The organism is Bradyrhizobium sp. USDA 4461, from assembly GCF_054055655.1.
Genome location: NZ_JBSRXM010000001.1, coordinates 6,745,180 through 6,769,297, shown reverse-complemented (window position 1 = coordinate 6,769,297; position 24,118 = coordinate 6,745,180). Strand labels below are relative to the sequence as shown.

Genomic DNA, 24,118 nt, shown 5'->3' with positions numbered 1-24,118 from the left:
CCCTATTCCCGGCGCCATCTGACCGGATCGCGCCCGGCGTCATGCCCAATTCATTTGGTCCGCCGCCTCAGACATAGTTAAGTGCGTCGGACCGTGGAATCAAATGGATAAGGACTAAAATACAGTGTCGGTCGGAATGGCTGCCCCCCGCGCGCCTTATGCCTGCGACCCCGATCGCAGCCGTGGCCGGCTGGTCACCGAGCCGCCGAGCCGGACCCGCAGCCCGTTCCGTCGCGACTGCGACCGGGTGATCCATTCCACCGCCTTCCGCCGCCTCAAGCACAAGACCCAGGTGTTCGTCTTCCATGAGGGCGATCACTACCGCACCAGGCTGACCCATTCGCTGGAGGTCGCCCAGATCGCCCGCGCGCTGGCGCGCCAGCTCGGGGTCGACGAGGATCTGACGGAGACGCTGGCCTTGGCGCACGACCTCGGCCATCCGCCGTTCGGCCATGCCGGGGAGCGGGCGCTCGACGACTGCCTCAAGGATGACGGCGGCTTCGACCACAACGCCCAGGCGCTGCGGGTCGTCACCTCGCTGGAGCATCGCTATCCCGAGTTCGGCGGGTTGAACCTGACCTGGGAATCGCTCGAGGGCATCGTCAAGCACAACGGCCCGCTCACCGAGCGCAACGGCGCGCCGGCCGGCCGCTATCTGCAAAGCGGCATTCCGGTCGGGATTGCCGACTACAACAAGACCTACGATCTCGAGCTCTGGAGCTATGCCTCGCTCGAGGCGCAGATCGCGGCCTTCGCCGACGACATCGCCTATGACGCCCATGACATCGACGACGGCCTGCGCGCCGGCCTGTTTGCGGTCGACGATCTCAAGGAGATGCCGCTGACATCAGAGATCATCGCCGAGATCGACCGGCATTATCCTGATCTCGACGAGGTCCGGCGCGGCGCCGAACTGGTGCGTGAGCTGATCTCACATTTCATCAGCGCGGTGTTCAACGAGGCGAGCCGGCGGCTGGCCGCCGCCCAGCCGCAATCGGCCCAGGATGTCCGTCGCCACACCGCGCCGCTGATCGCGTTTCCGCCTGAAGTGGCCAAGCAGGAGGCGGCGATCAAGGCGTTCCTGTTCCGGCGGATGTATCGCCATCCGCGGGTGATGCTTGTCATGCGGGAGGCGGAGCAGGTGGTCCGCAATCTCTTCGACCGCTACCGGCAATCGCCCGGCGACCTGCCGGCGGAATGGATCGAGGGCAGCGCAGAGGAGACCGGGAGCGCGCGGAACAGGCGGATCGGCAATTTCATTGCCGGGATGACCGACCGGTTCGCCTTGATAGAACACCAAAGGCTTTTTGACTCGACCCCGGATTTGCGTTAGCGCCCTGCCATGGCCGACACCACTGCTTCACCACACCTTTTTGCCGACATGCTGACGCGCGTGCACGCGATCTGCGCCGCTGTCGCAGCCGAGGACAACTGGCCCGCGGGCATCGACCTCACCCGCGTCGTGGTCGAGCCGCCGCGCGATGCCAGCCACGGCGACATGGCGACCAATGCCGCGATGGTGCTCGCCAAGGATGCCAAGGCCAAGCCGCGCGAGCTCGCCGACAAGATCGCCGAAAGGCTGCGCGCCGATGCGCTGGTGGCCTCCGTCGATGTCGCAGGTCCCGGCTTCATCAATTTGACCTTGAAGCCGCAGGTCTGGGCGGACGCGCTGCGCGCCGTGCTGGCGGCCGGCTCCGCCTTCGGACGCAGCGACATCGGCAACGCCGAGAAGGTCAATGTCGAATACGTCTCGGCCAACCCGACCGGGCCGATGCATGTCGGCCATTGCCGCGGCGCCGTGTTCGGCGATGCGCTGTGCAGCCTGCTGCAATTCGCCGGCTTCGACGTCTGCCGCGAATATTACATCAACGACGCCGGCGCCCAGGTCGACGTGCTCGCGCGCTCGGCATTCCTGCGCTACCGCGAAGCGCTGGGTCAGGATATCGGGGCGATCCCGGAAGGGCTTTATCCCGGCGATTACCTGGTGCCGGTCGGCCAAGCGCTGGCCAAGGAATACGGCGAGAAGCTGCTCGGCATGAAGGACGCCGAATGGCTGCCGATCGTGCGCGACAAGTCGATCGCCATGATGATGGAGATGATCAAGGGCGACCTCGCCGCGCTCAATATCCATCACGACGTGTTCTTCTCCGAGCGCTCGCTGATCACGTCAGGTAACAACAAGGTCGCCGAGACGATCGATTTCCTGCGCGCAAAGGGCGACATCTATGAAGGCCGCTTGCCGCCGCCGAAGGGCAAGCCGGTCGAGGATTACGAGGATCGCGAGCAGTCGCTGTTTCGTGCCACCGCCTATGGCGACGACGTCGATCGTCCGCTGATCAAGTCGGACGGCTCGTACACCTACTTCGCGTCCGACATCGCCAACCACCGCAACAAGTTCGAGCGCGGCTTCACCAATTTGATCGACGTGTTCGGCGCCGATCACGGCGGCTACATCAAGCGCATGCAGGCGGCGGTGAAGGCGGTGACCGCAGGCAAGGCTGTGCTCGACGTCAAGATCGTGCAGCTCGTCAAGCTGCTGCGCGACGGCGAGCCGGTGAAGATGTCGAAACGTTCCGGCGATTTCGTCACCCTGCGCGAGGTCGTGGACGAGGTCGGCTCCGATGCCGTGCGGTTCATGATGCTGTTCCGCAAGAACGACGCGGTGCTCGATTTCGACCTTGCCAAGGTGATCGAGCAGTCAAAGGACAACGCCGTCTTCTACGTCCAGTACGGCCACGCCCGCGGCCATTCGATCTTCCGCAACGCGCGGGAGGAGGCGGTTCCGGACCTGCCCGAGGCCGACGAGGCCCGGCTGGCCTATCTCCGTAGTGCTGCGGTGGAGCGGCTGACCGACCCGGCGGAGCTCGATCTGCTCAAGCGGCTTGCGCTTTATCCCCGAATGATCGAGGCTGCGGCGGTGGCACATGAGCCGCACCGAATCGCTTTTTATCTCTATGATTTGGCCAGTGAATTTCACGCGCTTTGGACCAAGGGGCGCGATTTGCCCTATTTACGCTTCATTATCAATAATGATGCAGAGATCACCAGGGCGCGACTGGCAATGGTTCAGGGCGTCGTCTCGGTTCTGGCATCGGGCTTAGCTGTTCTAGGCGTCCACGCTCCGACCGAGATGCGGTAGGCAGGGGCATTAGGCCCTCACGAGTGGGGATTTGTGAGGGCATCTGGCAGGGGCCAACTCGTTCGGACCGGCTGTGCCGGCGATCTTGGCGCTGTCCCGAAGGGGATGCATCATCACAATGGCTGATCGATATCAGGACCGACATTTTCCCGCCGACACGGCTCCCAAGGCCGACAGCGATCCGCTTGCCGAACTGGCACGGTTGATCGGCCAGACGGATCCATTCGGCAGCGCCAACAAGCCGCCGCCGCGTCCGCTGCAATCGCGCGCTAATGCGCGGCCGCAGCAGTATGAGCCGCAGGCGGACGACGACGATACGCCGCCCGCGGGTCCGCCGCCCTGGATGCAGCGTGCGCGGCAGGAGACCGTTGTTCCGCCTCCCGTTCAGCCTCCGCCCGTACAGCACTCCGAATACGAAGAGCCCGAGCAGGACTACCAGCCGAGTCCGGTGCATCCGTTGCACCGCTATGCGGCGCAGCAGTCACAGCCCGCGTCCCCGCCGGTTGCCGCCTATCGGCCGGTCGAGGCCCCGCGGCAGCCCGAGGCGTTTGACGACGAGCCGCATTATGCCGGTCAGGCCCAGGATCCGGCGCGCTATGACGACGCGCTGTACGGCCAGCTCGAAGCCGGCGAACAGGATTTGCAGCGCGATCCGGCTTATCCGGACGATCCCTATGCCTATGAGGCGTATGACGAAGAGCCCGAACCGCGCAAGCGCAGCAGCGGTCTGATGACGGTTGCAGCGGTCGTGGCGCTTGCGGTGGTGGGCACCGGCGGCGCGCTCGCCTATCGCAACTATGTCGGCTCGCCCCGCACCGGCGAGCCGCCGATCATCAAGGCTGACAACACGCCGACCAAGGTAATCCCGGCCCAGGCCGATGCGCCGGCCAAGACGCCTGACCGGATGGCGACGGGTGACGGCGGCGAGAAGATCGTGTCGCGCGAAGAGACCCCGGTCGACGTCAATTCGAAGACCGCCGGCCCGCGCGTGGTGTTTCCGCCGCTGAACGCGAACGCCAATCCGCCGCCGGCCGCCAGCGTGCAGACGGCGCAGCCCGCGCCGGCGCCGATCACGGCGAACGGGACCCTGCCGAACAACGAGCCGCGCAAGATCCGCACCCTCGCGGTGAAGGGCGAAACGCCTGATGGCGCGCCGGCCGCGGCGGCACCGGCTACGAAGCCTGCGGCCGCAGCGAAGCCTCCGGTATCGCGCGGCAATCCTTCGACAGCCAATGCCAGCGTGAACGCGCCGATGGCGCTGGTCCCGGGCCAGGCCGATGCGGCGCCCGCCGTACCTCCGACCCGGGTGGCGTCGACCTCCACGGCCTCGGTCGGTGGCGGCGGTGGATATCTGGTGCAGGTCTCCTCGCAGAAGAACGAGGCGGACGCGCAGGCGTCGTACAGGGTGCTGCAAGGCAAGTATTCCGGCTTGCTGGCGTCCCAGCCGCTGGTCGTGAAGCGCGTCGATCTCGCGGAGAAGGGGGTATATTACCGCGCCTTCGCCGGCCCGCTCGGCTCCGCGGAGGAGGCGAACCAGCTCTGCAACCGCCTGAAGTCAGCCGGTCTGCCGAACTGCTTCATCCAAAGAAATTAGCTGCGGTTTCCTTGACCGGTGAGCCGCATGCGGCCTAATCGGCCGGATGACGAACCGCGCATTCATCACGGGCGTATCCGGACTGACCCTCAATGACGCCGAGCGCGAATTCATTCGCGCTGAGCGGCCATGGGGCTTCATCCTGTTCAAGCGCAACATCGACAGTCCTGCCCAAGTGGCGGCTCTTGTTGGGGAACTCAGGTCCACGGCCGGCATGGCCGACGCCCCGGTCCTGATCGATCAGGAAGGCGGGCGGGTGCAGCGCCTCGGACCGCCGCACTGGCCGGTCTACCCGCCCGGCGCGAGCTTCAGCGCGCTCTACGACATCGACCCGAAGCTCGGCCTCGCGGCGGCCCGGCTCAGTTCACGGCTGATCGCGGCCGATCTGATCGACCTCGGCATCACCGTCGACTGCCTGCCTCTGGCCGACGTTCCGGTCGCCGGCGCCGATGCCGTGATCGGCAACCGGGCCTATGGAACCGAACCGGACAAGGTCGCCGCGATCGCCCGCGCGGTCACCGACGGGCTGGAACAGGGCGGGGTGCTGCCGGTTCTCAAGCATATTCCCGGCCATGGCCGGGCCACCGCAGACAGCCATTTCCGGCTTCCGACGGTCGATACTGCCAAAGCCGAGCTGGAACGGACCGATTTCGCCGCGTTCCAGCCGCTGGCGGACCTGCCGATGGCCATGACTGCACATGTTGTGTTTAGCGCGCTGGACCCCGTCCATCCGGCAACGACTTCTGCGACAATCATCGAACAGGTGATTCGCGGCCTGATCGGGTTTCAGGGTTTGTTGATGAGTGATGACGTGTCGATGAATGCGCTGGCCGGATCGATCGCCGAACGGACCCGCGCCATCGTCACCGCCGGTTGCGACGTGATCCTGCACTGCAACGGCAATATCGACGAGATGCGCGAGGTTGCGCGGGAGACGCCGGAACTGGCCGGCAAGGCGCTTGAGCGCGCCAAGGCGACGCTCGCTGCACGGAAGCAGCCTGAGCCGCTCGACCGGCAGGCGGCGCGGGCTGAACTGGATGCGTTGTTGGATCGGGTAGGGACGGCATGACCGCTGAAATTCTATCGTTTGAGACCGGGCGGCCGGCCGACCTCGCGGATGGCGAACCGGCGCTGGTGGTCGACGTCGAGGGCTATGAAGGCCCGCTCGACCTGCTGTTGACGCTGGCGCGGCAGCAGAAGGTCGACCTGTCGAAGATCTCGATCCTGGCCCTCGCCGACCAATATCTTTCGTTCATCGAGGCGGCGCGCAAGATTCGCCTCGAACTCGCCGCCGACTATTTGGTGATGGCCGCTTGGCTTGCGTTCCTGAAGTCGCGGCTGCTGTTGCCCGAGCCGCCGAGCGCGGAGGGGCCGAGCGCCGAGGAAATGGCGACCGCGCTCGCCAACCGGCTGCGCCGCCTGGAGGCGATCCGCGAGGCGGCCAACCGGCTGATGAACCGGCCTCAGTTCCAGCGCGATATCTTTCCGCGCGGCAATCCGGAATCGATCGCCGAGATCAAGCATCCGAAGTTCACCGCGACGCTGTACGATCTGCTGTCGGCCTATGCCACGCAGCGCCAGTCGCGCGTGCTGACCACGGTGCATTTGCAGAAGCGTACTGTTTGGTCGCTGGCCGAGGCGCGCGCCTCGCTGGAGCGGCTGGTCGGCATCGCCGAGGACTGGAGCTGCCTCGACGAGTACCTGATGAACTACGTCGCCGATCCGACCCAGAAGGCGACGGTGTTCGCGTCGAGCTTCGCCGCAGCCCTCGAGCTGGTTCGCGAAGGCGAGATGGAAATCAACCAGAAGCAGGCGTTCGCGCCGATCTATTTCCGAAAGCGTCCAGCGCAAGCCGCAATGGCCGCGCCGGACCTGTCGGTCGAGTAAGTGGAAGAAGGAGAGCAAGCCCATGGCAAGCTTGGCGGAAGTGCGCAGAGACGAGCCCGAGGAGGAGATTTCTCCGATGGATCATCCGGTGGCGCGTCCTGAGGAATTGCGGCTCCTGGAAGCCCTGTTGTTCGCATCGGCCGAGCCGATCGATCAGGCGACGCTCGCAAAGCGGATGCCGGACGGCGTCGATATCAAGCAGGCGCTGGCCCAGTTGCAGGCGGAATATGCACCGCGCGGCGTGAATCTGGTGCGGGTCGCCAACAAGTGGACGTTCCGCACCGCGGGCGATCTGTCGTGGCTGATGACGCGCGAGAGCACCGAGACCCGAAAGCTGTCGCGTGCAGCGATCGAGGTGCTGGCGATCGTCGCCTATCACCAGCCGGTGACCCGTGCCGAGATCGAAGAGATTCGCGGCGTGGTGACCTCGAAGGGCACGATCGACGTGTTGCTGGAAACCGGCTGGATCCGCCCGCGCGGCCGCCGCAAGACTCCGGGCCGTCCGTTGACCTTCGGAACCACCGACGCGTTCCTATCGCAGTTCAGCCTGGAAGCGCTCGGCGACCTGCCGGGGCTGGAGGAACTGAAGGGCACCGGCCTGCTCGACTCGCGTCTGCCGACCGGCTTCAGCGTTCCGTCGCCGTCGGATGACGCGACGCTGCGCGAAGACGAGGAGCCGCTCGAGCCCGGCGATACGCTGGAACTGCTGCTGGCGCCGGCCGCTGAGCCGGAGGCTGAGGAACCGAAGGCCGAGACCGAGGCGGGTGCCGAGGTCGGGACTGCCGAGCTCGAAACCACGGGCGAGGCCGAAACCGAAGTCGAGGCGGAAGCTGCCGCCGAGTTCGACGCGGACGAGCCTGACACCGGTGAGCCTGAGGCCGAAGAGCCGGACGAGCGCGCTGACGATGCGGGCGACCATGACGGCGCCGAAGAGAAGGGCGAATAGCCCGGAATATTCCCGGTTAAGCCTAGCAATATTACGTAGCCGCGACAGCGATTTGCCGCGGCCGAGGTCCTTGTTTTTGACACCCCGCAGGCCTAACTTCCGGCCATGTTCAGGCCGGTCCGCCGGCCATTTCTGGAGGGTTGCAGGATGGGTTCGCTTAGCATTTGGCACTGGATCGTCGTGATCGCAGTGGTCCTGCTGCTGTTCGGACGCGGCAAGATTTCGGACCTGATGGGTGACGTCGCTCAGGGCATCAAGGCCTTCAAGAAAGGCATGCAGGACGACGACAAGGTTGCCGACAAGGCCGAGTCGACCAAGGCGATCGATCACAATGCGGCGCCGTCCGCCGCGCGCCAGGACGTCGGCAGCAAGGCCGTCTAACGCGTTCGTCTTGACGCATATTTCGACGTTTTTTGTTGCGCGTTTTCTTGCGCGAAACGGTGACGCGGTCGCACGGACGCGCTATGGACGCCGATTGAGAAAAGGCGCCGGCAGCCCCACATCCTGTGAGGACAGATGGGGCCGATGGCGGCGCGCTTAGGCGGAAGAATTCATGTTCGACATCGGGTGGAGTGAACTGGTCGTCATCGCGGTCGTCGCGCTGATCGCCATCGGCCCGAAAGAGCTTCCGGGCGTGCTGCGCATGGTCGGGCAATGGATGGGCAAGGCCCGCAAGATGGCCGCCGAATTCCAGGGCCAGTTCCAGGAGGCCATGCGCGAGGCCGAGATGGCCGACCTCAAGAAGAGCTTTGACGAGGTCCGGGAAGCCGCCACCGGCATCACCAGCGGCAACATCATGACCTCGCTGCAGAAGGACGTCAGCGACGCCCTGCAGATCGACAAGCCGGTCGATGCGCAGGTGGCGTCTGCGATCAACGAACCGGTGACGCCCACGACGCCGGCGGAGCCGACGCCGGAAACCTTCGTCGAGGCCGAGACGCACGTTGCCGCCGGCGAGCCGCTCGCCATCACCAGTGAGGTGAAGGCGGAGCCGCAGGACGTGACGCCGGCGCAGCCCGACGTGCTGAAGGACGCGAGAGCGTCATGAGCGCCGAAGATATCGAGGCCTCCAAGGCCCCCCTGATGGATCACCTGATCGAGCTGCGTTCGCGGCTGATCAAGGCGCTGCTCGGCTTCGGCGTGGCCTTCATCATCTGCTTCTTCTTCGCCAAGCAGATCTACAACGTGCTGGTCTGGCCGTTCGTCTGGATCGCAGGCCCCGAGAATTCGAAGTTCATCTACACCGCGCTGCTGGAATATTTCATCACCCAGCTGAAGCTTGCGCTGTTCGGCGCCGGCTTCATTTCGTTCCCGATCGTCGCCACCCAGATCTACAAATTCGTCGCGCCTGGGCTCTACCGGCATGAGCGCAACGCCTTCCTGCCGTATCTGATCGCGACCCCGGTATTCTTCGTGATGGGCGCGGCGCTGGTCTATTTCGTCGTGCTGCCGATGCTGGTGCGGTTCTCGCTCGGTATGCAGCAGGCCGGCGGCGCGGAGACCGCGCAGATCCAGCTGCTGCCCAAGGTCGGCGAATATCTCTCGCTGATGATGTCGCTGATCTTCGCCTTCGGCATCGCGTTCCAGCTGCCGGTGATCCTGACGCTGCTCGGCCGCATCGGCATCGTCACCTCGAAAATGCTGAAGGATAAGCGGCGCTATTTCATCGTGATCGCCTTCATCATCGCCGCGGTGCTGACGCCACCCGACGTGCTGAGCCAGGCCTCGCTGGCGATCCCGCTGCTGGCGCTCTACGAGGGCGCCATCATCGCGGTGCGGATCGTGGAGAAGAAGGCCGCCACCGCCTCATCCACGGCGCCGTCCGCGACCAATCCGGCCGAGTAGGGCGGTTCAGGCCGCGCAGCCGGTGTCATACCCCGCGAAAGCGGGGTATCAAGTACGCTGCGGCCCCTCCGTCACACACGGACGTCTCTGGAATACTGGATCATCCGCCTTCGCGGATGATGACCGTCGTGGTAGTGGAGCTACGTAACCGTAGTCTACCTACGCATAGCCACCAGGACTGCCATGCACGACATCAAAGCGATCCGCGACAACCCCGCAGCCTTCGACGCCGGCCTGAAACGCCGCGGGTTGGACGCGCTGTCGCCGTCGCTGCTGGCGATCGACGAGAAGCGGCGTGCGGCGATCCTGGCCTCCGAGCAGGCCCAGGCGCGGCGCAATGCGGCCTCGAAGGAGATCGGCGACGCAAAGAAGGCCAAGGACGAGGCGCGCGCGGCCAAGCTGATGGCCGAGGTCGCAGAACTGAAGACCACGATGCCGGAGCTCGAGGCGTCGGCGAAGGCGGCCGACGAAGAGCTGACCAAGCAGCTGTCGTCGATCCCCAATCTGCCGCTCGACGAGGTGCCCGACGGCACCGACGAGCACGGCAACGTCCAGCACCACGTGTACGGCAAGAAGCGCGACTACGACTTTGCGCCGAAGCTGCATGACGATCTCGGCACCGCGCTCGGCACTATGGACTTCGAAGCGGCGGCGAAATTGTCCGGTGCGCGTTTCGTCGTGCTGAAGAAGGGATTGGCGCGGCTCGAGCGCGCGATCGGGCAGTTCATGCTCGACCTGCACACCGGCGAGCATGGCTACGCCGAGATCAACCCGCCGCTTCTGGTGCGCGATGCCGTGATGTTCGGCACCGGGCAATTGCCGAAATTCGAGGATGACCAGTTCTGGGCGATCAAGGGCGAATTGCTTGCGGCGCCGAATGCGGATCTGCGCAGCGAGCGCCTCGGTCTCATTCCCACCGCGGAAGTCTCGCTGACCAACCTCGCGCGCGAATCCATCCTCGACGAGAAGGAGCTGCCGATGCGGCTCACGGCGCTGACGCCGTGCTTCCGCGCCGAGGCGGGTGCGGCGGGACGCGATACGCGCGGCATGATCCGGCAGCACCAATTTACAAAAGTCGAGCTGGTCTCGATCACGACGCCGGAAGCCAGCAAGGACGAGCTCGAGCGCATGCTGTCTTGCGCCGAGCAGGTGCTCCAGAAGCTCGATCTGCATTATCGCGTGATGACGCTGTGCGCCGGCGACATGGGCTTCTCCGCGCAGAAGACCTACGACATCGAGGTCTGGATGCCGGGCCAGGGCGACGGCGGCGCCTATCGCGAGATCTCGAGCTGCTCGGTGTGCGGCGATTTCCAGGCCCGCCGGATGGACGCGCGCTATCGCGGTCCCGACGGCAAACCGCGTTTCGTGCACACGCTCAACGGCTCCGGCACGGCGGTCGGCCGCGCCTTGATCGCCGTCATGGAGACCTACCAGCAGCAGGATGGTTCGATCGCGGTGCCCGACGTGCTGCAGCCCTATATGGGCGGGCTCAAGGTCATCGAGCACGGCATGTGAGGCGAGGGCCAGTGTGATGCCGCTGCACCGTGACATCCACTGGCTTGGCAAGCAATGGGCCGTCACCGGCCACGGTCTGCAACTGATCAATCAGAAGCAGATGGGCTATTACGACATCGAGGCCGCGCGGCTGTGGGACGCCCGCGTGGTCGAGGTGCAATCCAAGGCCTGGATCGACAGGCCCGACTTCGACAAGGCGCTGGAGATCGCGCGCGGCAAGTTCGCGCAACTTGCGCCGGCCGATCTGCCGCCGTCAGCCATGGTTGCGCCGCCGCCTCCGCCTCCGATCCGGGCGACGCCGGCGGCCGCGCCACGTGCGCCGCTTGACGCCGCATCGGTGCCGTCGATCGAGGAATTGCTGGCACGGCTGAAATCGCGATCGGCTGCGGCAGCCCCCAGTGCAAGACCGGACGAGCCGCCCGCACCGGTGGCGCCCGCGCCGCCCAAGGCTGAGCCGTTGCAGGCGGAAGCCACCCGGTCCGAACTCCCCAAATCGGAGCCTCCGGAATCTGGCAAGCCGGAGCTCCGCCAGTCCGCGCCGCTCACCCCCGAGGCGCCTGTACCTGAAGCTCGGAAGGTTGCCCCGCCGAAGGTTGAGCAGCCCAAGCCGCCCGCCAAGCCGGAGCCTGCCAAGGCCGAGCCAGCCAAGGCTGAATCGACCTACCGGGAAGCTCCTAAGCCAAGTCCTCCGAAGCTTGAGCCGCTCCGGTCCGAAGCTTCGAAATCCGAAGCTCCCGAGGCCGTCGCTGCCGAGCTTGAGGCTCCGAAATCCGAATTGCGCCCGGCTGCGCCGGTCAAGAAACCGGACGTGCCCCCGTTGGCGCCGGCTATCACGGTCGTTCGGCGATTCGTCAGGCCGGCCTGGCCGGTATTCGAGCGCAAGATCGCCGGTAGCGGCAAATTTGTCCGTCCGTGGCGCGTGACCTCGACGCGGTGGCACGGGCCGTCGTCAAGTTTGCCTCGGCGGCCCTAGCCGGTTAAGACGGCCATCGACGCAAACAACTGCAATCCAAGAAACCCGCGTCGAATCGGAACAAGAGGCACTTTGACGGATGCGAATTCTCTGCACCAATGATGACGGCATCAACGCTCCGGGCTTGAAGGTCATTGAGCAGATCGCACGCGCTCTGTCCGAGGACGTCTGGATCGTCGCCCCCGAGCTCGACCAGTCCGGCGTCTCGCATTCGCTGTCGCTGAACGATCCGCTGCGCTTGCGCGAGATCGGCCCGCGTCACTTCGCGGTGCGCGGCACGCCGACCGATTGTGTCATCATGGGCGCGCGCCACATCCTCGGGGACAAGCTGCCCGATCTCGTGCTGAGCGGTGTCAACAAGGGCCGCAACGTCGCCGAGGACGTAGTCTATTCCGGCACCATCGCCGGCGCGCTGGAAGGCACCATCCTGGGCTTTCCGTCATTTGCGCTGTCGCAGGAGTTTTCGATCGACACGCGCAACGCGCCGCTGTGGGACACTGCGCTGAAATTCGGCCCCGACATCATCCGCAAGGTGATCGAGGCGGGCGTGCCGAGGAACACCGTCATCAACGTCAACTTCCCGTCCTGCATGCCTGACGAGGTCAAGGGCATCCGGATCACGCGGCAGGGCAAGCGCAATCAGGGTTTCCTGAAGATCGATCGTCGTCACGACGGACGCGGCAATCCGTATTTCTGGATCGGCTTCGAGCGCGCGGCGATGATGGATACGCCGGCCGAAGGCACCGATCTCGCCGCGCTTGCCGCGCGCTACGTCTCGGTGACGCCGCTGCGTCTCGACCGCACCGACGAAGCGTTCTCGGATACGTTGACCGCAACGCTGAAGTGAATTCTTGTAGCCCGGATGGAGCGAAGCGTAATCCGGGGCCGCTCTCGATACGTAGAAGATTCCCGGATTGCGCTCTGCTGCATCCGGGCTACGAAGAACCCGAAATCTAAACCGGCGCGCGCTTCATCGCGCTGGAGATCACCTGGGCGAGCGTTTCCAGCTGGAAGGGCTTTTGCAGCGCCGGACGGTCGCGATATTCCGGCGGCAGGCCGGACGAGCCGTAGCCGGTCGCGAAGATGAAGGGGCGGTTGCGGGCATTGATCAGTTCCGCGACCGGGGTGATCACCTTGCCGTTGACGTTGACGTCGAGGATCGCGAGGTCGAATTCGGTGGATTGCGCGAGCTTGACCGCTTCGCCGATCTCGCCGGCCTCGGCCGCCACGCTGTGGCCGAGCTCTTCCAGCATATCGGCGACCATCATCCGGATCATGACCTCGTCCTCCACGAGGAAAACTGAACAGCCCGCCGGCCGTGTCGCTGTCATGATGGAATCCTTGCCCGTCCCTGAAATAGGCTCGCAAATAACACCACGAGGCGCAATGCAAACGTTTGGGAATTGGTCCTTTTCCAGCGCGCATCGCCAGTTCGCCACGTCGCTGTGACAGACTAGCTACGCCGGATTCGTCCAGCGGTGGACGAGTGGCGGCTCGACCAAAAAGCCCTGGTCCGCGCCGTCCGGCGCTGACCCGCGCATCGCGCCCGCATTATATGGGAAGCTGCCGCACCGGCGCCAACCCGGAATCGGCGTACCGGTTCCTGACCGGGAACAAAGGGTGACGGGAAATTTTTCCTTAACGCGGTATTTCGGATTTCAATGGCATCAAGCTGAGTGAGAGTCCGCTACTGCCCAGATTAGCTGATGAACATGGCCGTAACCCCCGATCCGACCGAGAAGATGATGTTTCAACTCACCCTGCGGCGGCGGGGGGTGAGCGATCAGGCGGTGCTGCGTACCATGGAGGAGGTGCCGCGCGAGGTGTTCGTCGATCCGCGCGATCGCAACTATGCTTATCGCGACAGCGCGCTTGCGATCGCCTGCGGGCAGACCATCAGCCAGCCCTTCGTCGTGGCCTACATGACCGAGCAGCTGCAGCTGCAGAAGGACCACCGCGTGCTCGAGATCGGCACCGGGTCGGGTTACCAGGCGGCCGTGCTGTCCCGGCTGTGCAAGCAGGTCCTGACCATCGAGCGCTACCGGACGTTGGCGGACGGCGCCCGCAAGCGCCTCGAGAAGCTGGGCTACTACAATATCGAGGTGCTGTTCGGCGACGGCTTCGAGGTCCCGGCCGGGGCGGGCGATTTCGACCGCATCATCGTCACCGCGGCGATGGAGCAGGTGCCTGAGAAGCTGCTGGAGCGGCTCGAGCCGGGTGGCGTCCTGATCGCCCCGGTCGGTCCGCATCAGGGCACTCAGACCCTGGTCAGGATGGTGCGGACAGCAAACGGCTTCGACCGCAAGGAACTGGTCGACGTCCGCTTCGTGCCGGCGCTGCAGGGAATCGCGCGCGAATTGTAAGTTTGGCGATTTGCTGCTTGGCACCAACGCCTTATTCGCAGGGTTAAGCGGTTATTTACTCGCGAGGTGTTTACTCAAAACAGTCTTTTGTTGCGTACGAGTGAGTAACCATGTCTGGGGTTGTTGAGTTGCTTCGCTCGCGTCGCGTACCGCAGGTTGCGGTGCTGGCGCTGATGTCCATGGCTTTTGCCGGTTGCAGCGCCGATATGTCGTCGCGCTTCTCGCAAAACTCCTACTCGCAAAATCCGTTTGCGTTTGATCCGCAGCCGACCGGCACGGTGCAGCAGGCACCGCCGCCGCGCGAGCTGCCGCAATACGCGCGGCCGCGAACGCAGCCGCAATATTCGCAGTACCAGTCGCAGCCGTTGCCGCCGCCGGTCGCAGCGCCGCAGTCCTATCCGGTTGCCAACGGCAACGCCGGCGTCTCCGGAGGCGGCCGTGGGCTTTCGTCCTACACCCCGCCGCCGGCGCGGCCGCAGATCGAGACCACCGGCACCGTTCCGCGTTCGGTCGCCGCAGCGCATGCCGGACACAGCGGCACCACCATCATCGTCGGCACCAGCGATACGCTGGAGGTGCTGGCGCGTCGCTACAACGTCTCAACCGCCGAGATCCTCCGCGCCAACGGCTACAAGGGACCGCGCGCGCTGTCGCCCGGCCAGCAGCTGATCATTCCGCACGCGGGGGCCGTCGCCGCGGCGCCTGCGATGGCGGCTCCTGCCACGCGTCCGGTTGCCGCGGCGGCAGCGCCTTCCGGCGTCCACTATGTCAACCGCGGCGACACGCTGCACAGCATCGCGCGCCAGCACCACATTCCGGTGGCCGAGCTCGCCCGCGCCAACAATCTCGACCAGTCGGCGAGGCTCAGCCTCGGCATGAAGCTCGTGGTGCCCGGTGCCAAGACCGCGATGGCGGCTCCAGCACCGGTTGCGCAACCCGTTGCTGCCGCACCGGTTGTGACCGCGGCGCCTGCGCCGGCCGTGGCGGCTCCGAAGGTCGTCGCCACTGCGCAGCCGCAGCAGAGCGCACGGCTGGTGCAGCCGACTGCAACCGTGGAACAGCCGGCCGCCGCCGCTGAGGCGCCTGTCGCCGCCAAGTCGAGCGAGGCCACCGGCGCATTGCCGACCTTCCGCTGGCCGGTGCGCGGCAAAGTCATCACCGCCTACGGTTCGAAGACCAACGGCAAGGTCAATGACGGCATCAACGTCGCGGTGCCCGAAGGCACGCCGGTGAAGGCGGCCGAAGACGGCGTCGTCGCTTACTCCGGCAATGAGCTGAAGGGCTACGGCAATCTGGTGCTGGTGCGCCATTCCAACGGTTACGTCACCGCCTACGCCCATGCCAGCGAGCTCCTGGTGAAGCGCGGCGATACCATCAAGCGCGGCCAGGTGATCGCCAAGTCGGGCCAGTCGGGCGAGGCGGGCTCGCCGCAGCTTCATTTCGAAATTCGCAAGGGATCGTCCCCGGTCGATCCGCTCCAGTTCCTCAACGGCGCGTAAGTCACGCGTCCGGACTTCGAAGGGACTTCCAAGTCTCACAACAAAGACAACGGGGGAGGCGCAAGCTTCCCCCGTTTTGTTTTGATTAGAAGTCGAACGTCATGCCGGTTGTCACCGCGCTCGCCTTGTTGCCGGCGACCACGTTGTTGTTGGCGTCGCGTCCGCACACGCCGTAACCATGACCGCTCACGCCGAGGCAGTAATGCGCGCCGGGGCCGTTGCGCAGATAGCTGCCGACGAGATACCACGCCACCACCGGGCTGAAATGGTACTTGACGCCTGCTGCATATTGATCGGCGCTGCTGTCCAACGTGTTCAGGGCAAAGTCGGCCGATCCTGCTGCCGGAGTGACGGTGTAATTGTTGAACACGCCTGTCCCGGGCGAACCGGGTGAGGCGTTGGCGTGAGCCCATGACCCGCTGACATCCCAAGCGCCGATGCTCTGGGTGGCGCTTATGAAATAGCCGTCGCGCGACCGCTCGTTGAAGTCGGCCACCGTGTTCTCGCGTCGCATGACTTCGTAGATGCCGTAGAGCTGCAGCTTGCCGATGCCGTCGTCGAAGCGATAGCCGCCACCGATCTTCGCGGCCCATTCGTTGGCGATGCCGACGGCTCCCGGCGGCACGATCAACACACCGCCATTACTCAAGGGCGTGACGGCCTCGTCGCCGGTGCGGTTGGTGCCTTCATGCATCTCGTAGGCGGCGATCGCCGTGAACGGCCCCTGATTGTAGGTCAGCGAGGCGCTGTAGAGATTGCCGTAGGAGCCGTCGGTGCAGCCTTCCGGCGCCGATGTCAGCGGGAAGCCGCTGCCGCTGCCGCGCGCAGACGTGCCGGGGCAGTTGAAATCGCCGAGTGCGAAGTCGCTGTTGTCTCTCGCGGTGTTCTGTCCCGGCGAGGCCATCAAGGTTGCCTGGAAGCCGTTCCAGACCGGCGATTCGTACCAGACCGCATGCGCTGCGCGCCAATCGAACTCCGCACGCAGGTCGCCGCCGGTATTGCCCATGATCGAATTGTAGTCGCCAAGCGTCGCCGAGAACGGATCGAACTTCGATGTGGATTTCTTGTAGGGCGTATCCGATTTGCCGGCCTTGATGGTGCCCCACGGCGTTTGCATCCCGATGAAGCTGTCGCGCGTTCCAAACGCGGCACGTTCGGTCGGAACCGCGGCGACTTCGACCAGCGATTCAAACTGGGCGACGGCGGCCCAGCCGGCGTAACCATACGGTTCAAGATCATGGCGGGCGTGAATGCCGAAAAAGGTGAGGTTGCTCGCCACTCCGGTCTTGGTGCCTTGATCGAACACGCCGGGGTTGAAGACGTCACCCGACAGATCGACGTGGCCGTAGAGCGTGACGGTCGTGTTGTCGACGAAGGCGTTGCCACCCGGCGCCTTGCTGTAGAGCGGCGCGCCGCCGATGCTGACGACGGGGCGCTCGGGCGGCTTCGGGGAGGGCGCGACCGAGGCGTGCTGCACCGGGTTTCCCTTTGGCGGCGAGGCCGTCGCAGCAGGCTCGGCGGGGCGGCTCGCGATATGATTCACGCGATCCCTTAGCTGCGCATTCTCCTTGGCAAGTTTCGCATTGTTTCGTTCGAGTGCATCCAGACGCGCCATCACATCGTCCAGTGTTGCCGCCCGTGCAGGCTGTTGCGCGAGCACGAGGCAGATCGCCGTGAATGCGGTTCCGGCGAGAAATCCCTTCTTCATCTGATCCCCCCTTTGCCGATCGCCGCAGCGGGTTGCTGGGCGTTTACAAAGTGAAGGAACGTTAATGTATACCAAACACCAGATACATGGATGCCATGCGCGCGACCGAGATAATCATCCGCTGTGACATAAGAGGTACAATGATACTATTGCACTGCATCAATTTGTCGCATGGTGGTTCGGGAATAGAATTCAGGAAATTCCCAAGCAGCAGAATTTGCTTGAGAAAATGAGACACATTGATTTGGACAGGTGTGCTGACAAATTATGGTTGCGGCGCAAAATTTTGTACCTTTCTGGCATAATGGATTCCAGAAATAGCTTTCGCGGAGACCGATTCGATCCTCTGGAGCGGCTTAGATCGGCGACCAGGGGCCTCGCTCGTCGGCCAGACGCTCGACCATGTCGCGCAGGAATTGCGGTGGTCCATTCGCGTGCCACTCCCCATCCGATTGCAGCAGCAGGGGACGGCGATTGTCGCGGCTGAAGGCTTCGAGCCAGGCGCGGGCCTTTGCTTTCGGACGCATGCCGACGGCAACCGCGACGTCAACCGGAATGGTGCGCCAGACGAAGCTCGCGGGAAGGAAGATGAGATCGGACTTATCCGGACGCATCCATTCGGGCAGCGGGCTCGTTGGAGCCAGCCAACCGCAGACGAAATTCCGGCAGGGGTCGACCGGGCGCTCGTTGTAGATCGCGCATTGGCCGGCGCCACTGAAGGGACAGGGATGCCCCGGATGGACGTCGTGGTCGCGAATCCTGATCTTCAGCCAGCCATCGCAGCAGGCGGTGCACTCGCCACATCGTCTCGCAGTCGCGCTTGGGTCGGCCGGCATGAATAGAGTGTACCCATGCCGCGCCGGATTCAGAAGGCCGTCTGCGGGAATGCGCGAAGCGCGATCGGGGCTACTTGCCGCTCAGCCGTACGCCGAGCCGGCCGGCGAGCTCCTGCGTGTACTGCCAGGCGACGCGGCCCGAGCGCGATCCGCGGGTGGTCGACCATTCGAGCGCCTCGCGCTCGAGTTCGTCCTCGGCGATCTTGATACCGTAATGGTCGCAATAGCCCTTCACCATCGCGAGGTACTCGTCCTGGCTGCAGCGGTGGAAGCCGAGCCAGAGGCCGAAGCGATCCGACAGCGACACCTTCTCCTCGACGGCTTCGCCCGGATTGATCGCGGTCGAACGCTCGTTCTCGATCATCTCGCGCGCCAACAGATGCCGGCGGTTCGAGGTCGCATAGAGGATGACGTTGTCGGGGCGCCCCTCGATACCGCCTTCCAGCACGGCCTTGAGCGATTTGTACGACGCGTCATTGCCGTCGAAGGAGAGGTCGTCGCAGAACACGATGAAGCGGAAGGCGGAGCTGCGCAAAAGCTCCATCAGGCCGGGCAGGCTCTCGATGTCCTCGCGGTGGATCTCGATCAGCTTCAGCCGGTCGGCCGGCTTGCGGTCGACATTGATGCTGGCGTGAGTGGCCTTGACCAGCGACGACTTGCCCATGCCGCGGGCGCCCCACAGCAGCGCATTGTTGGCGGGCAGCCCGTCGGCGAAGCGCTCGGTATTCTCCATCAGGATGTCGCGCATCCGGTCGACGCCCTTGAGCAGGGCGATCTCGACGCGGCTGACACGCGGCACCGGCGCCAGGCGGCCGTCCGGATGCCAGACAAAGGCGTCCGCGGCGGCAAACGACTCGGCCGGATCGGGGGCCGGGGAGTTGGCCGCGAGGCGGCTCGCAATGGTCTCCAGGGCGTTCGCGATCCGCTCGGCGGTCGCGCCGTCGAGCTGAGCTTCCGGGCGTTTTGTCGCGGTGTTTGCGGCACGCTTGGCGGCCGCTTTGGGGGTGGCTTTGCGGGTTGTTTTACTGGTGGTTTTTTTGGCTTTTTTCGACATTTGTCCAGTTCCTGACGGCGCAGCCTTATCGGGCTGGCGGCGGTCCCGCAAGCGCCCTAAATGAAGGCCCGTTAACGTTGCAATTGGGACCGCGGCCGCTATAGTCCGCGCGAATTTGTCCGGACCGCCATACCGCCCCGAAGCTCGAGGGCGCTGCCGGTCCTTTCCCGTCTTATCCGAGGATCGTTCGAATGCTGATTACTCCCGCGTTTGCTCAGGCTGGAGCAAGTGGTGACACCAACAGCATGTTGATGTCGCTGCTGCCATTCGCGCTGATCTTCGTCATCATGTACTTCCTGATTCTGCGCCCGCAGCAGAAGAAGGTGCGCGACCATGCGGACCTCGTGAAGAACATCCGCCGCGGCGACACCGTGGTGACCTCGGGCGGCCTGGTCGGCAAGGTGACCAAGGTGGTCGACGACGACCAGATCGAATTCGAGATTTCGGACGGCGTTCGCGTGCGGCAGATGCGCCAGATGATTTCGGGCGTGCGGACCAAGGGTGAGCCGGCCAAGGGCGACGCCAAGGACGAGGCGTCCGCGAGCTGATTGCCGCGGAGCCTTTTGCCGAATCTGACAGGTCAATTCGATGTTGTATTTCACGCGGTGGCGAGCGCTGGGGATCATCCTGACAGCGCTGGTGGTCTGCCTGTGCGCTGTGCCCAATTTCTTCCCCGAAGCGCAGGTCAAGACCTGGCCGGCGTGGGCGCAGCGACGTCTCGTCCTCGGCCTCGATTTGCAGGGCGGCTCGTATCTGCTGCTCGAGGTCGACGCCAACTACGTGAAGAAGGAAAAGCTCGAACAGGTTCGCGACGACGTCCGCAAGGCGCTGCGTGACGCCAAGATCCAGTTCGTCGGGGGCGTGCAGATTCGCAACGACGGTGTCGAGGCCCGGATCGCGAAGGAAGCCGACGTTCCGGCCGCGCTCGCCAAGCTTCGCGAGGTTGCGCAGCCGATCGGCGGGTTGCTCGGCTCCAGCGGCCAGCGCGATGTCGACGTGACCGATGCGGGCGGCGGCTTGATCCGCCTGACCGTATCGCAGCCCGCGATGATCGAGCGGATGCGCAAGACCATCGAACAGTCGATCCAGATCGTCGAACGCCGCGTCAACGAACTCGGCACCGTCGAGCCGGTGATCCAGCGCCAGGGCACCGACCGCATCCTGGTGCAGGTGCCGGGCCTGCAGGACCCGACCCATCTGAAGGAGCTGCTCGGCAAGACCGCGAAGATGGAATTCCGGATGGTCGACACCTCAGTGTCACCCGATCAGGGCACGGTGCCGCCGGACTCCGAGCGGCTGATGAGCGCGTCGCCGCCGCCGGTTCCCTACATCGTGAAGAAGCAGGTGCTGGTGTCCGGCGGCGAGCTTTCCGACGCCCAGCCCGGCTTTGACCAGCGCACCGGCGAGGCGATCGTCAGCTTCAAGTTCAACACCTCGGGCGCGCGCAAATTCGCGCAGGCGACCGCCGACAATGTCGGCCAGCCGTTTGCGATCGTGCTCGACAACAAGGTGATCTCGGCACCGGTGATCCGCGAGCCGATCACCGGCGGACAGGGCCAGATCTCCGGCAGCTTCACCGTGCAGTCGGCCAACGATCTGGCGATCCTGATGCGCGCCGGCGCGCTGCCGGCGCCGCTGACGGTGGTCGAGGAGCGCACCGTCGGTCCCGGCCTCGGCCAGGACTCGATCGAGAAAGGCGAGCTTGCCGCCTATGTCGGTTCGATCCTGGTCATCGTGTTCATGCTGATCACCTATCGGCTGTTCGGCGTGTTCGCCAACATTGCCGTGGCCATCAACGTCGCCATGATCTTCGGGCTGCTGTCGCTGCTCAACGCCACGCTGACCTTGCCCGGCATCGCCGGCATCGTGCTGACCGTCGGCATCGCGGTCGACTCCAACGTGCTGATCTACGAGCGCATTCGCGAGGAATTGCGCGGCGGCCGCAACGCGATCTCGGCGATCGACGCCGGGTTCAAGCGGGCGCTGGCGACGATTCTCGACTCCAACATCACCACCTTCATCGCCGCCGCCGTGCTGTTCTACATCGGCACCGGACCGGTCCGCGGCTTTGCCGTGACGCTCGGCATCGGCATCATCACCACGGTGTTCACCGCCTTTACCCTGACGCGCCTGATCGTCGCGGCGTGGGTGCGGTGGAAGCGGCCGCAAACCGTGCCGATCTGAGAGGCCTGTTGTGACTCATATCGTTCTCATTGGCCTTGGCATCCTGATCGCCGTGCTGACCGTCGTCGCGGCGCTCGGCCTGCTGCCGTCGCTGCGGATCGTGCCTGACGACACGCATTTCGACTTCACGCGCTTTCGCCGCATCAGCTTCCCGATCTCGGCGCTGCTCTCGATCCTTGCGATCACGCTGTTCTTCACCCACGGCCTGAATTTCGGCATCGACTTCAAGGGCGGCACGCTGCTCGAGGTGCGGTCCAAGTCCGGCACGGCCGACATTGCCGCGATGCGCACGACCTTGAACGGCCTTGGCCTCGGCGAGGTCCAGTTGCAGCAGTTCGGCGGTCCGGACGAAGTCCTGATCCGCGTCGCCGAGCAGCCCGGCGGCGACAAGGCGCAACAGGATGCGGTGACGAAAGTGCGCGGCGCGCTCGGCGAGTCCGTCGATTACCGCCGCGTCGAAGTGGTGGGGCCGCGCGTCTCCGGCGAGCTGCTCGCCTACGGCATGCTCGGCCTGATGTTCGCGATCGTCGGCATCCTGATCTATCTCTGGTTCCGGTTCGAGTGGCAGTTCGCGCTCGGCGCCATGATCGCCAACGTCCACGACATCGTGCTGACGATCGGCTTCATGTCGATCACCCAGGTCGATTTCGACCTCACCAGCATCGCGGCGCTGCTGACGATTCTCGGCTACTCGCTCAACGACACCGTCGTCATCTACGACCGTATCCGCGAGATGTTGCGGCGCTACAAGAAGATGCCGATGCCGCAGCTGCTCAACGAATCGATCAACTCGACGCTGTCGCGCTCGATCATCACCCACGTCACCGTGACGCTGGCGCTGCTTGCGCTGCTGCTGTTCGGCGGCCAGGCGATCCACAGCTTCACGGCAGTCATGATGTTCGGCGTGGTGCTCGTCGGCACCTATACCTCGATCTTCATCGCGGCGCCGATCCTGATCTATCTCGGGGTCCACACCACGCGCGGCGAGGCGCAGGATGCGCCGGCCAAGAAGCCGGACGCGGCGGCAGCCAAGAAGTAGCCGGCATGAGCAATTCCTCGGACGCTCCCCATCTTCCGAGGTCGGCGCCGATCGAGGCTTACGGCAAGGGCGGTTTTGCGTTTGCCGATATGTCGCATCGCGGCTCGCTGCTGTGCCTGCCCGACTCGATCTGGGCCTGGCCGGTCACGAGGCCGCAGGAGATCGACGAATATTCGCTGCAGAGGGTGTTCGCGGCGGCCAACGCGATCGACACGCTGATCGTCGGCACGGGCACCGAGGTCTGGGTGCCGCCCACGGGCCTGCGCGAGGCGCTGCGCGCGGTGCGGGTGGTGCTCGACCCGATGCAGACGGGGCCCGCGATCCGGACCTACAACATCATGCTCGGTGAGCGGCGGCGCGTCGCGGCAGCGCTGATCGCGGTGCCATGAGCGCGACGGAAGCGCCAAAGGACGGCGCGGCGTTCTGCGCCGATTTGGTGCGGACCCACGATTTCGTGCGCTATGCGTCGACCTTGTTCCTGCCGGGGCCGGAACGCCGCGCGCTGCTCGCGCTCTACGCCTTCAACATCGAGGTCTCGCGGGTGCACGAGCAGGTCAGCCAGCCGCTGCCCGGCGAGATGCGGCTGCAATGGTGGACCGACATGCTTGCCGGTGCCGGGCACGGCGGCGTCGAGGGCAATCCGGTCGCCGCAGAACTGCTGCAAGCGATCCGCACGCACCGTCTGCCGGTCTCGCCATTGTCAAAGCTGATCGAGGAGCACCAGTTCGATCTCTACAACGACCCGATGCCGTCGCTGGCCGCGCTCGAGGGCTATCTCGACGCAACCGCGGCTGCGTTGTTCTCGCAGGCGACGCGCGTGGTCGCACGGCCATCCGAGGCGATCGATCACCTGGTCCGTCATGCGGGCCTCGCCCAGGGCATGGCGCAAGTCATCGCCTCGCTGGGCCGCGATGCCTCGCGGCAGCAGCTGTTTCTGCCGCTGGAACTGCTGCAGCAGCACGGCAGCAGCAGGGAGGAGGTGTTTGCGGGCAAGCCGACGCCGGGCATTCGCGCTGCGGTCGAGCAACTTGCGGACGAGGCGCAGGGCCATCTCAGGACCGCATTGGGGCTGCTTGCTGACGTGCCGGCCGGCGTGCGGCCGATCTTCCTGCCGCTCGCCTGTGTCAGGCGCGAGCTGAACCGGGCGAGGGGGCCCGACAACGATCCGTTCCGGCCGCAGCCGGTCTCACGCCTGCGCACGCTGTGGACGTTGTGGCGGGCTGCGCGCACCGAAGAGTTCGGCAGCTAGCTGCTCTGCTTCGAAATATGCTTGGCGAAGATCCGGATCGTCGCGCCCCGGACCATCGGGCTGCTGTCATAGATGTCGGATGCGATTTGCTCGACCGCGTCGCGCAGCGCAACGAATTGCGCCTGCCGCGCCATGCTCGCGGTTCCGCGCGTGCCGGCCAGCTCGTCCATCGCGGCGTCGCTGATCTGGCATTCGATTTCCTGATCGCCGTTCATCATGGTGAAGCCGAACGCCAGGCGTTCGGAATCATATCCCCCGATACGGCCACGGGTGAGTGGCATCAAACT

General features: G+C 65.0%; 24 protein-coding genes. 19 read left to right on the top strand and 5 right to left on the bottom strand.

All coding sequences use genetic code 11. The features are described from left to right. Positions 1-124 precede the first annotated feature (124 nt). From ACVINW_RS31915 to surE, 12 genes are all read left to right on the top strand, one after another. A complete protein-coding gene (locus tag ACVINW_RS31915) occupies positions 125-1,333 on the top strand; it encodes a deoxyguanosinetriphosphate triphosphohydrolase (protein ID WP_456754940.1) in 1,209 nt (402 codons plus the stop codon). Between the two features lie 9 nt (positions 1,334-1,342). After that, on the top strand, positions 1,343-3,139 hold the full coding sequence (argS, locus tag ACVINW_RS31910) for an arginine--tRNA ligase (RefSeq protein ID WP_456754939.1): 1,797 nt from the start codon (positions 1,343-1,345) through the stop codon (positions 3,137-3,139). Between the two features lie 118 nt (positions 3,140-3,257). Beyond that, on the top strand, positions 3,258-4,733 hold the full coding sequence (locus ACVINW_RS31905) for an SPOR domain-containing protein (RefSeq protein WP_456754938.1): 1,476 nt from the start codon (positions 3,258-3,260) through the stop codon (positions 4,731-4,733). A 46-nt stretch (positions 4,734-4,779) separates the two neighbouring features. Next, positions 4,780-5,802, top strand: a complete 1,023-nt coding sequence (nagZ, locus tag ACVINW_RS31900; RefSeq protein WP_456754937.1) for a beta-N-acetylhexosaminidase — start codon at positions 4,780-4,782, stop codon at positions 5,800-5,802. Then, a complete protein-coding gene (locus tag ACVINW_RS31895) occupies positions 5,799-6,620 on the top strand; it encodes a segregation and condensation protein A (protein ID WP_456754936.1) in 822 nt (273 codons plus the stop codon). Before nagZ ends, ACVINW_RS31895 begins: the two co-directional genes overlap by 4 nt. A gap of 22 nt (positions 6,621-6,642) precedes the next feature. Continuing rightward, a complete protein-coding gene (gene scpB / locus ACVINW_RS31890; RefSeq protein WP_456754935.1) occupies positions 6,643-7,566 on the top strand; it encodes an SMC-Scp complex subunit ScpB in 924 nt (307 codons plus the stop codon). Positions 7,567-7,713: 147 nt separating this feature from the next. Then, entirely contained in the window at positions 7,714-7,947 is a 234-nt protein-coding gene (locus ACVINW_RS31885; protein WP_456754934.1) for a twin-arginine translocase TatA/TatE family subunit, read from the top strand. 172 nt (positions 7,948-8,119) lie between these two features. Continuing rightward, complete coding sequence (gene tatB / locus ACVINW_RS31880) at positions 8,120-8,614, top strand: Sec-independent protein translocase protein TatB (protein ID WP_456754933.1); 495 nt, start codon at positions 8,120-8,122, stop codon at positions 8,612-8,614. Continuing rightward, positions 8,611-9,411, top strand: coding sequence for a twin-arginine translocase subunit TatC (tatC, locus tag ACVINW_RS31875; protein ID WP_456754932.1), 801 nt, complete (start codon positions 8,611-8,613; stop codon positions 9,409-9,411). The genes tatB and tatC overlap by 4 nt, the downstream gene beginning before the upstream one ends. A 183-nt stretch (positions 9,412-9,594) precedes the next feature. Continuing rightward, positions 9,595-10,926, top strand: a complete 1,332-nt coding sequence (gene serS, locus ACVINW_RS31870; protein WP_456754931.1) for a serine--tRNA ligase — start codon at positions 9,595-9,597, stop codon at positions 10,924-10,926. 16 nt (positions 10,927-10,942) lie between these two features. Then, entirely contained in the window at positions 10,943-11,899 is a 957-nt protein-coding gene (locus ACVINW_RS31865) for a hypothetical protein (RefSeq protein WP_456754930.1), read from the top strand. A gap of 79 nt (positions 11,900-11,978) precedes the next feature. After that, positions 11,979-12,746, top strand: coding sequence for a 5'/3'-nucleotidase SurE (gene surE, locus ACVINW_RS31860; RefSeq protein WP_456754929.1), 768 nt, complete (start codon positions 11,979-11,981; stop codon positions 12,744-12,746). A 106-nt stretch (positions 12,747-12,852) separates the two neighbouring features. On the opposite strand, the gene ACVINW_RS31855 is transcribed toward surE, so the two are convergent. Continuing rightward, positions 12,853-13,230 carry a response regulator gene (locus ACVINW_RS31855; protein WP_456754928.1) on the bottom strand — a complete coding sequence of 126 codons (378 nt, stop codon included), beginning with the start codon at positions 13,228-13,230 and terminating at the stop codon, positions 12,853-12,855. Positions 13,231-13,605: 375 nt separating this feature from the next. Between ACVINW_RS31855 and ACVINW_RS31850 the strand changes: the two genes are divergently transcribed. Continuing rightward, a complete protein-coding gene (locus tag ACVINW_RS31850) occupies positions 13,606-14,262 on the top strand; it encodes a protein-L-isoaspartate(D-aspartate) O-methyltransferase (RefSeq protein ID WP_456754927.1) in 657 nt (218 codons plus the stop codon). A 110-nt stretch (positions 14,263-14,372) separates the two neighbouring features. After that, entirely contained in the window at positions 14,373-15,761 is a 1,389-nt protein-coding gene (locus ACVINW_RS31845; RefSeq protein ID WP_456754926.1) for a peptidoglycan DD-metalloendopeptidase family protein, read from the top strand. An 85-nt stretch (positions 15,762-15,846) separates the two neighbouring features. Here ACVINW_RS31845 and ACVINW_RS31840 read toward each other — a convergent pair whose 3' ends face one another. The 3 genes from ACVINW_RS31840 to ACVINW_RS31830 form a co-directional block, all read right to left on the bottom strand. After that, positions 15,847-17,544, bottom strand: a complete 1,698-nt coding sequence (locus ACVINW_RS31840) for a porin (RefSeq protein ID WP_456754925.1) — start codon at positions 17,542-17,544, stop codon at positions 15,847-15,849. A 281-nt stretch (positions 17,545-17,825) separates the two neighbouring features. Further along, complete coding sequence (locus ACVINW_RS31835; RefSeq protein ID WP_456754924.1) at positions 17,826-18,305, bottom strand: hypothetical protein; 480 nt, start codon at positions 18,303-18,305, stop codon at positions 17,826-17,828. 70 nt (positions 18,306-18,375) lie between these two features. Further along, positions 18,376-19,359, bottom strand: a complete 984-nt coding sequence (locus tag ACVINW_RS31830; RefSeq protein WP_456754923.1) for an ATP-binding protein — start codon at positions 19,357-19,359, stop codon at positions 18,376-18,378. A gap of 191 nt (positions 19,360-19,550) precedes the next feature. Between ACVINW_RS31830 and yajC the strand changes: the two genes are divergently transcribed. From yajC to ACVINW_RS31805, 5 genes are read left to right on the top strand one after another with little or no spacing between them, the layout of a single operon-like run. Then, positions 19,551-19,907, top strand: coding sequence for a preprotein translocase subunit YajC (gene yajC, locus ACVINW_RS31825; RefSeq protein ID WP_021081225.1), 357 nt, complete (start codon positions 19,551-19,553; stop codon positions 19,905-19,907). A 40-nt stretch (positions 19,908-19,947) separates the two neighbouring features. Then, positions 19,948-21,543, top strand: coding sequence for a protein translocase subunit SecD (secD, locus tag ACVINW_RS31820; protein WP_456754922.1), 1,596 nt, complete (start codon positions 19,948-19,950; stop codon positions 21,541-21,543). Positions 21,544-21,553: 10 nt separating this feature from the next. Further along, positions 21,554-22,582 (top strand): protein translocase subunit SecF, encoded by a 1,029-nt coding sequence (gene secF, locus ACVINW_RS31815; RefSeq protein ID WP_456754921.1) that lies wholly within the window; start codon positions 21,554-21,556, stop codon positions 22,580-22,582. Between the two features lie 5 nt (positions 22,583-22,587). Continuing rightward, complete coding sequence (locus ACVINW_RS31810; protein ID WP_456754920.1) at positions 22,588-22,971, top strand: Mth938-like domain-containing protein; 384 nt, start codon at positions 22,588-22,590, stop codon at positions 22,969-22,971. Then, positions 22,968-23,831 carry a phytoene/squalene synthase family protein gene (locus ACVINW_RS31805; protein WP_456754919.1) on the top strand — a complete coding sequence of 288 codons (864 nt, stop codon included), beginning with the start codon at positions 22,968-22,970 and terminating at the stop codon, positions 23,829-23,831. The genes ACVINW_RS31810 and ACVINW_RS31805 overlap by 4 nt, the downstream gene beginning before the upstream one ends. On the opposite strand, the gene ACVINW_RS31800 is transcribed toward ACVINW_RS31805, so the two are convergent. Beyond that, positions 23,828-24,112, bottom strand: a complete 285-nt coding sequence (locus ACVINW_RS31800; protein WP_456754918.1) for a DUF1488 family protein — start codon at positions 24,110-24,112, stop codon at positions 23,828-23,830. The genes ACVINW_RS31805 and ACVINW_RS31800 overlap by 4 nt on opposite strands. Positions 24,113-24,118 lie beyond the last annotated feature (6 nt).

Excerpts from the sequence above, each read along its gene's own strand:
- ACVINW_RS31810 (WP_456754920.1), top strand. The coding sequence starts at position 22,588 with ATGAGCAATTCCTCGGACGCTCCCCATCTTCCGAGGTCGGCGCCGATC.
- tatB (WP_456754933.1), top strand. The coding sequence starts at position 8,120 with ATGTTCGACATCGGGTGGAGTGAACTGGTCGTCATCGCGGTCGTCGCG.
- argS (WP_456754939.1), top strand. The coding sequence starts at position 1,343 with ATGGCCGACACCACTGCTTCACCACACCTTTTTGCCGACATGCTGACG.
- ACVINW_RS31855 (WP_456754928.1), bottom strand. The coding sequence starts at position 13,230 with ATGACAGCGACACGGCCGGCGGGCTGTTCAGTTTTCCTCGTGGAGGAC.
- ACVINW_RS31865 (WP_456754930.1), top strand. The coding sequence starts at position 10,943 with ATGCCGCTGCACCGTGACATCCACTGGCTTGGCAAGCAATGGGCCGTC.
- ACVINW_RS31805 (WP_456754919.1), top strand. The coding sequence starts at position 22,968 with ATGAGCGCGACGGAAGCGCCAAAGGACGGCGCGGCGTTCTGCGCCGAT.
- nagZ (WP_456754937.1), top strand. The coding sequence starts at position 4,780 with ATGACGAACCGCGCATTCATCACGGGCGTATCCGGACTGACCCTCAAT.
- ACVINW_RS31835 (WP_456754924.1), bottom strand. The coding sequence starts at position 18,305 with ATGCCGGCCGACCCAAGCGCGACTGCGAGACGATGTGGCGAGTGCACC.
- scpB (WP_456754935.1), top strand. The coding sequence starts at position 6,643 with ATGGCAAGCTTGGCGGAAGTGCGCAGAGACGAGCCCGAGGAGGAGATT.
- secD (WP_456754922.1), top strand. The coding sequence starts at position 19,948 with ATGTTGTATTTCACGCGGTGGCGAGCGCTGGGGATCATCCTGACAGCG.
- ACVINW_RS31905 (WP_456754938.1), top strand. The coding sequence starts at position 3,258 with ATGGCTGATCGATATCAGGACCGACATTTTCCCGCCGACACGGCTCCC.
- ACVINW_RS31895 (WP_456754936.1), top strand. The coding sequence starts at position 5,799 with ATGACCGCTGAAATTCTATCGTTTGAGACCGGGCGGCCGGCCGACCTC.
- ACVINW_RS31830 (WP_456754923.1), bottom strand. The coding sequence starts at position 19,359 with ATGTCGAAAAAAGCCAAAAAAACCACCAGTAAAACAACCCGCAAAGCC.
- surE (WP_456754929.1), top strand. The coding sequence starts at position 11,979 with ATGCGAATTCTCTGCACCAATGATGACGGCATCAACGCTCCGGGCTTG.
- tatC (WP_456754932.1), top strand. The coding sequence starts at position 8,611 with ATGAGCGCCGAAGATATCGAGGCCTCCAAGGCCCCCCTGATGGATCAC.
- ACVINW_RS31850 (WP_456754927.1), top strand. The coding sequence starts at position 13,606 with ATGAACATGGCCGTAACCCCCGATCCGACCGAGAAGATGATGTTTCAA.
- yajC (WP_021081225.1), top strand. The coding sequence starts at position 19,551 with ATGCTGATTACTCCCGCGTTTGCTCAGGCTGGAGCAAGTGGTGACACC.
- serS (WP_456754931.1), top strand. The coding sequence starts at position 9,595 with ATGCACGACATCAAAGCGATCCGCGACAACCCCGCAGCCTTCGACGCC.
- ACVINW_RS31800 (WP_456754918.1), bottom strand. The coding sequence starts at position 24,112 with ATGCCACTCACCCGTGGCCGTATCGGGGGATATGATTCCGAACGCCTG.
- ACVINW_RS31885 (WP_456754934.1), top strand. The coding sequence starts at position 7,714 with ATGGGTTCGCTTAGCATTTGGCACTGGATCGTCGTGATCGCAGTGGTC.
- ACVINW_RS31845 (WP_456754926.1), top strand. The coding sequence starts at position 14,373 with ATGTCTGGGGTTGTTGAGTTGCTTCGCTCGCGTCGCGTACCGCAGGTT.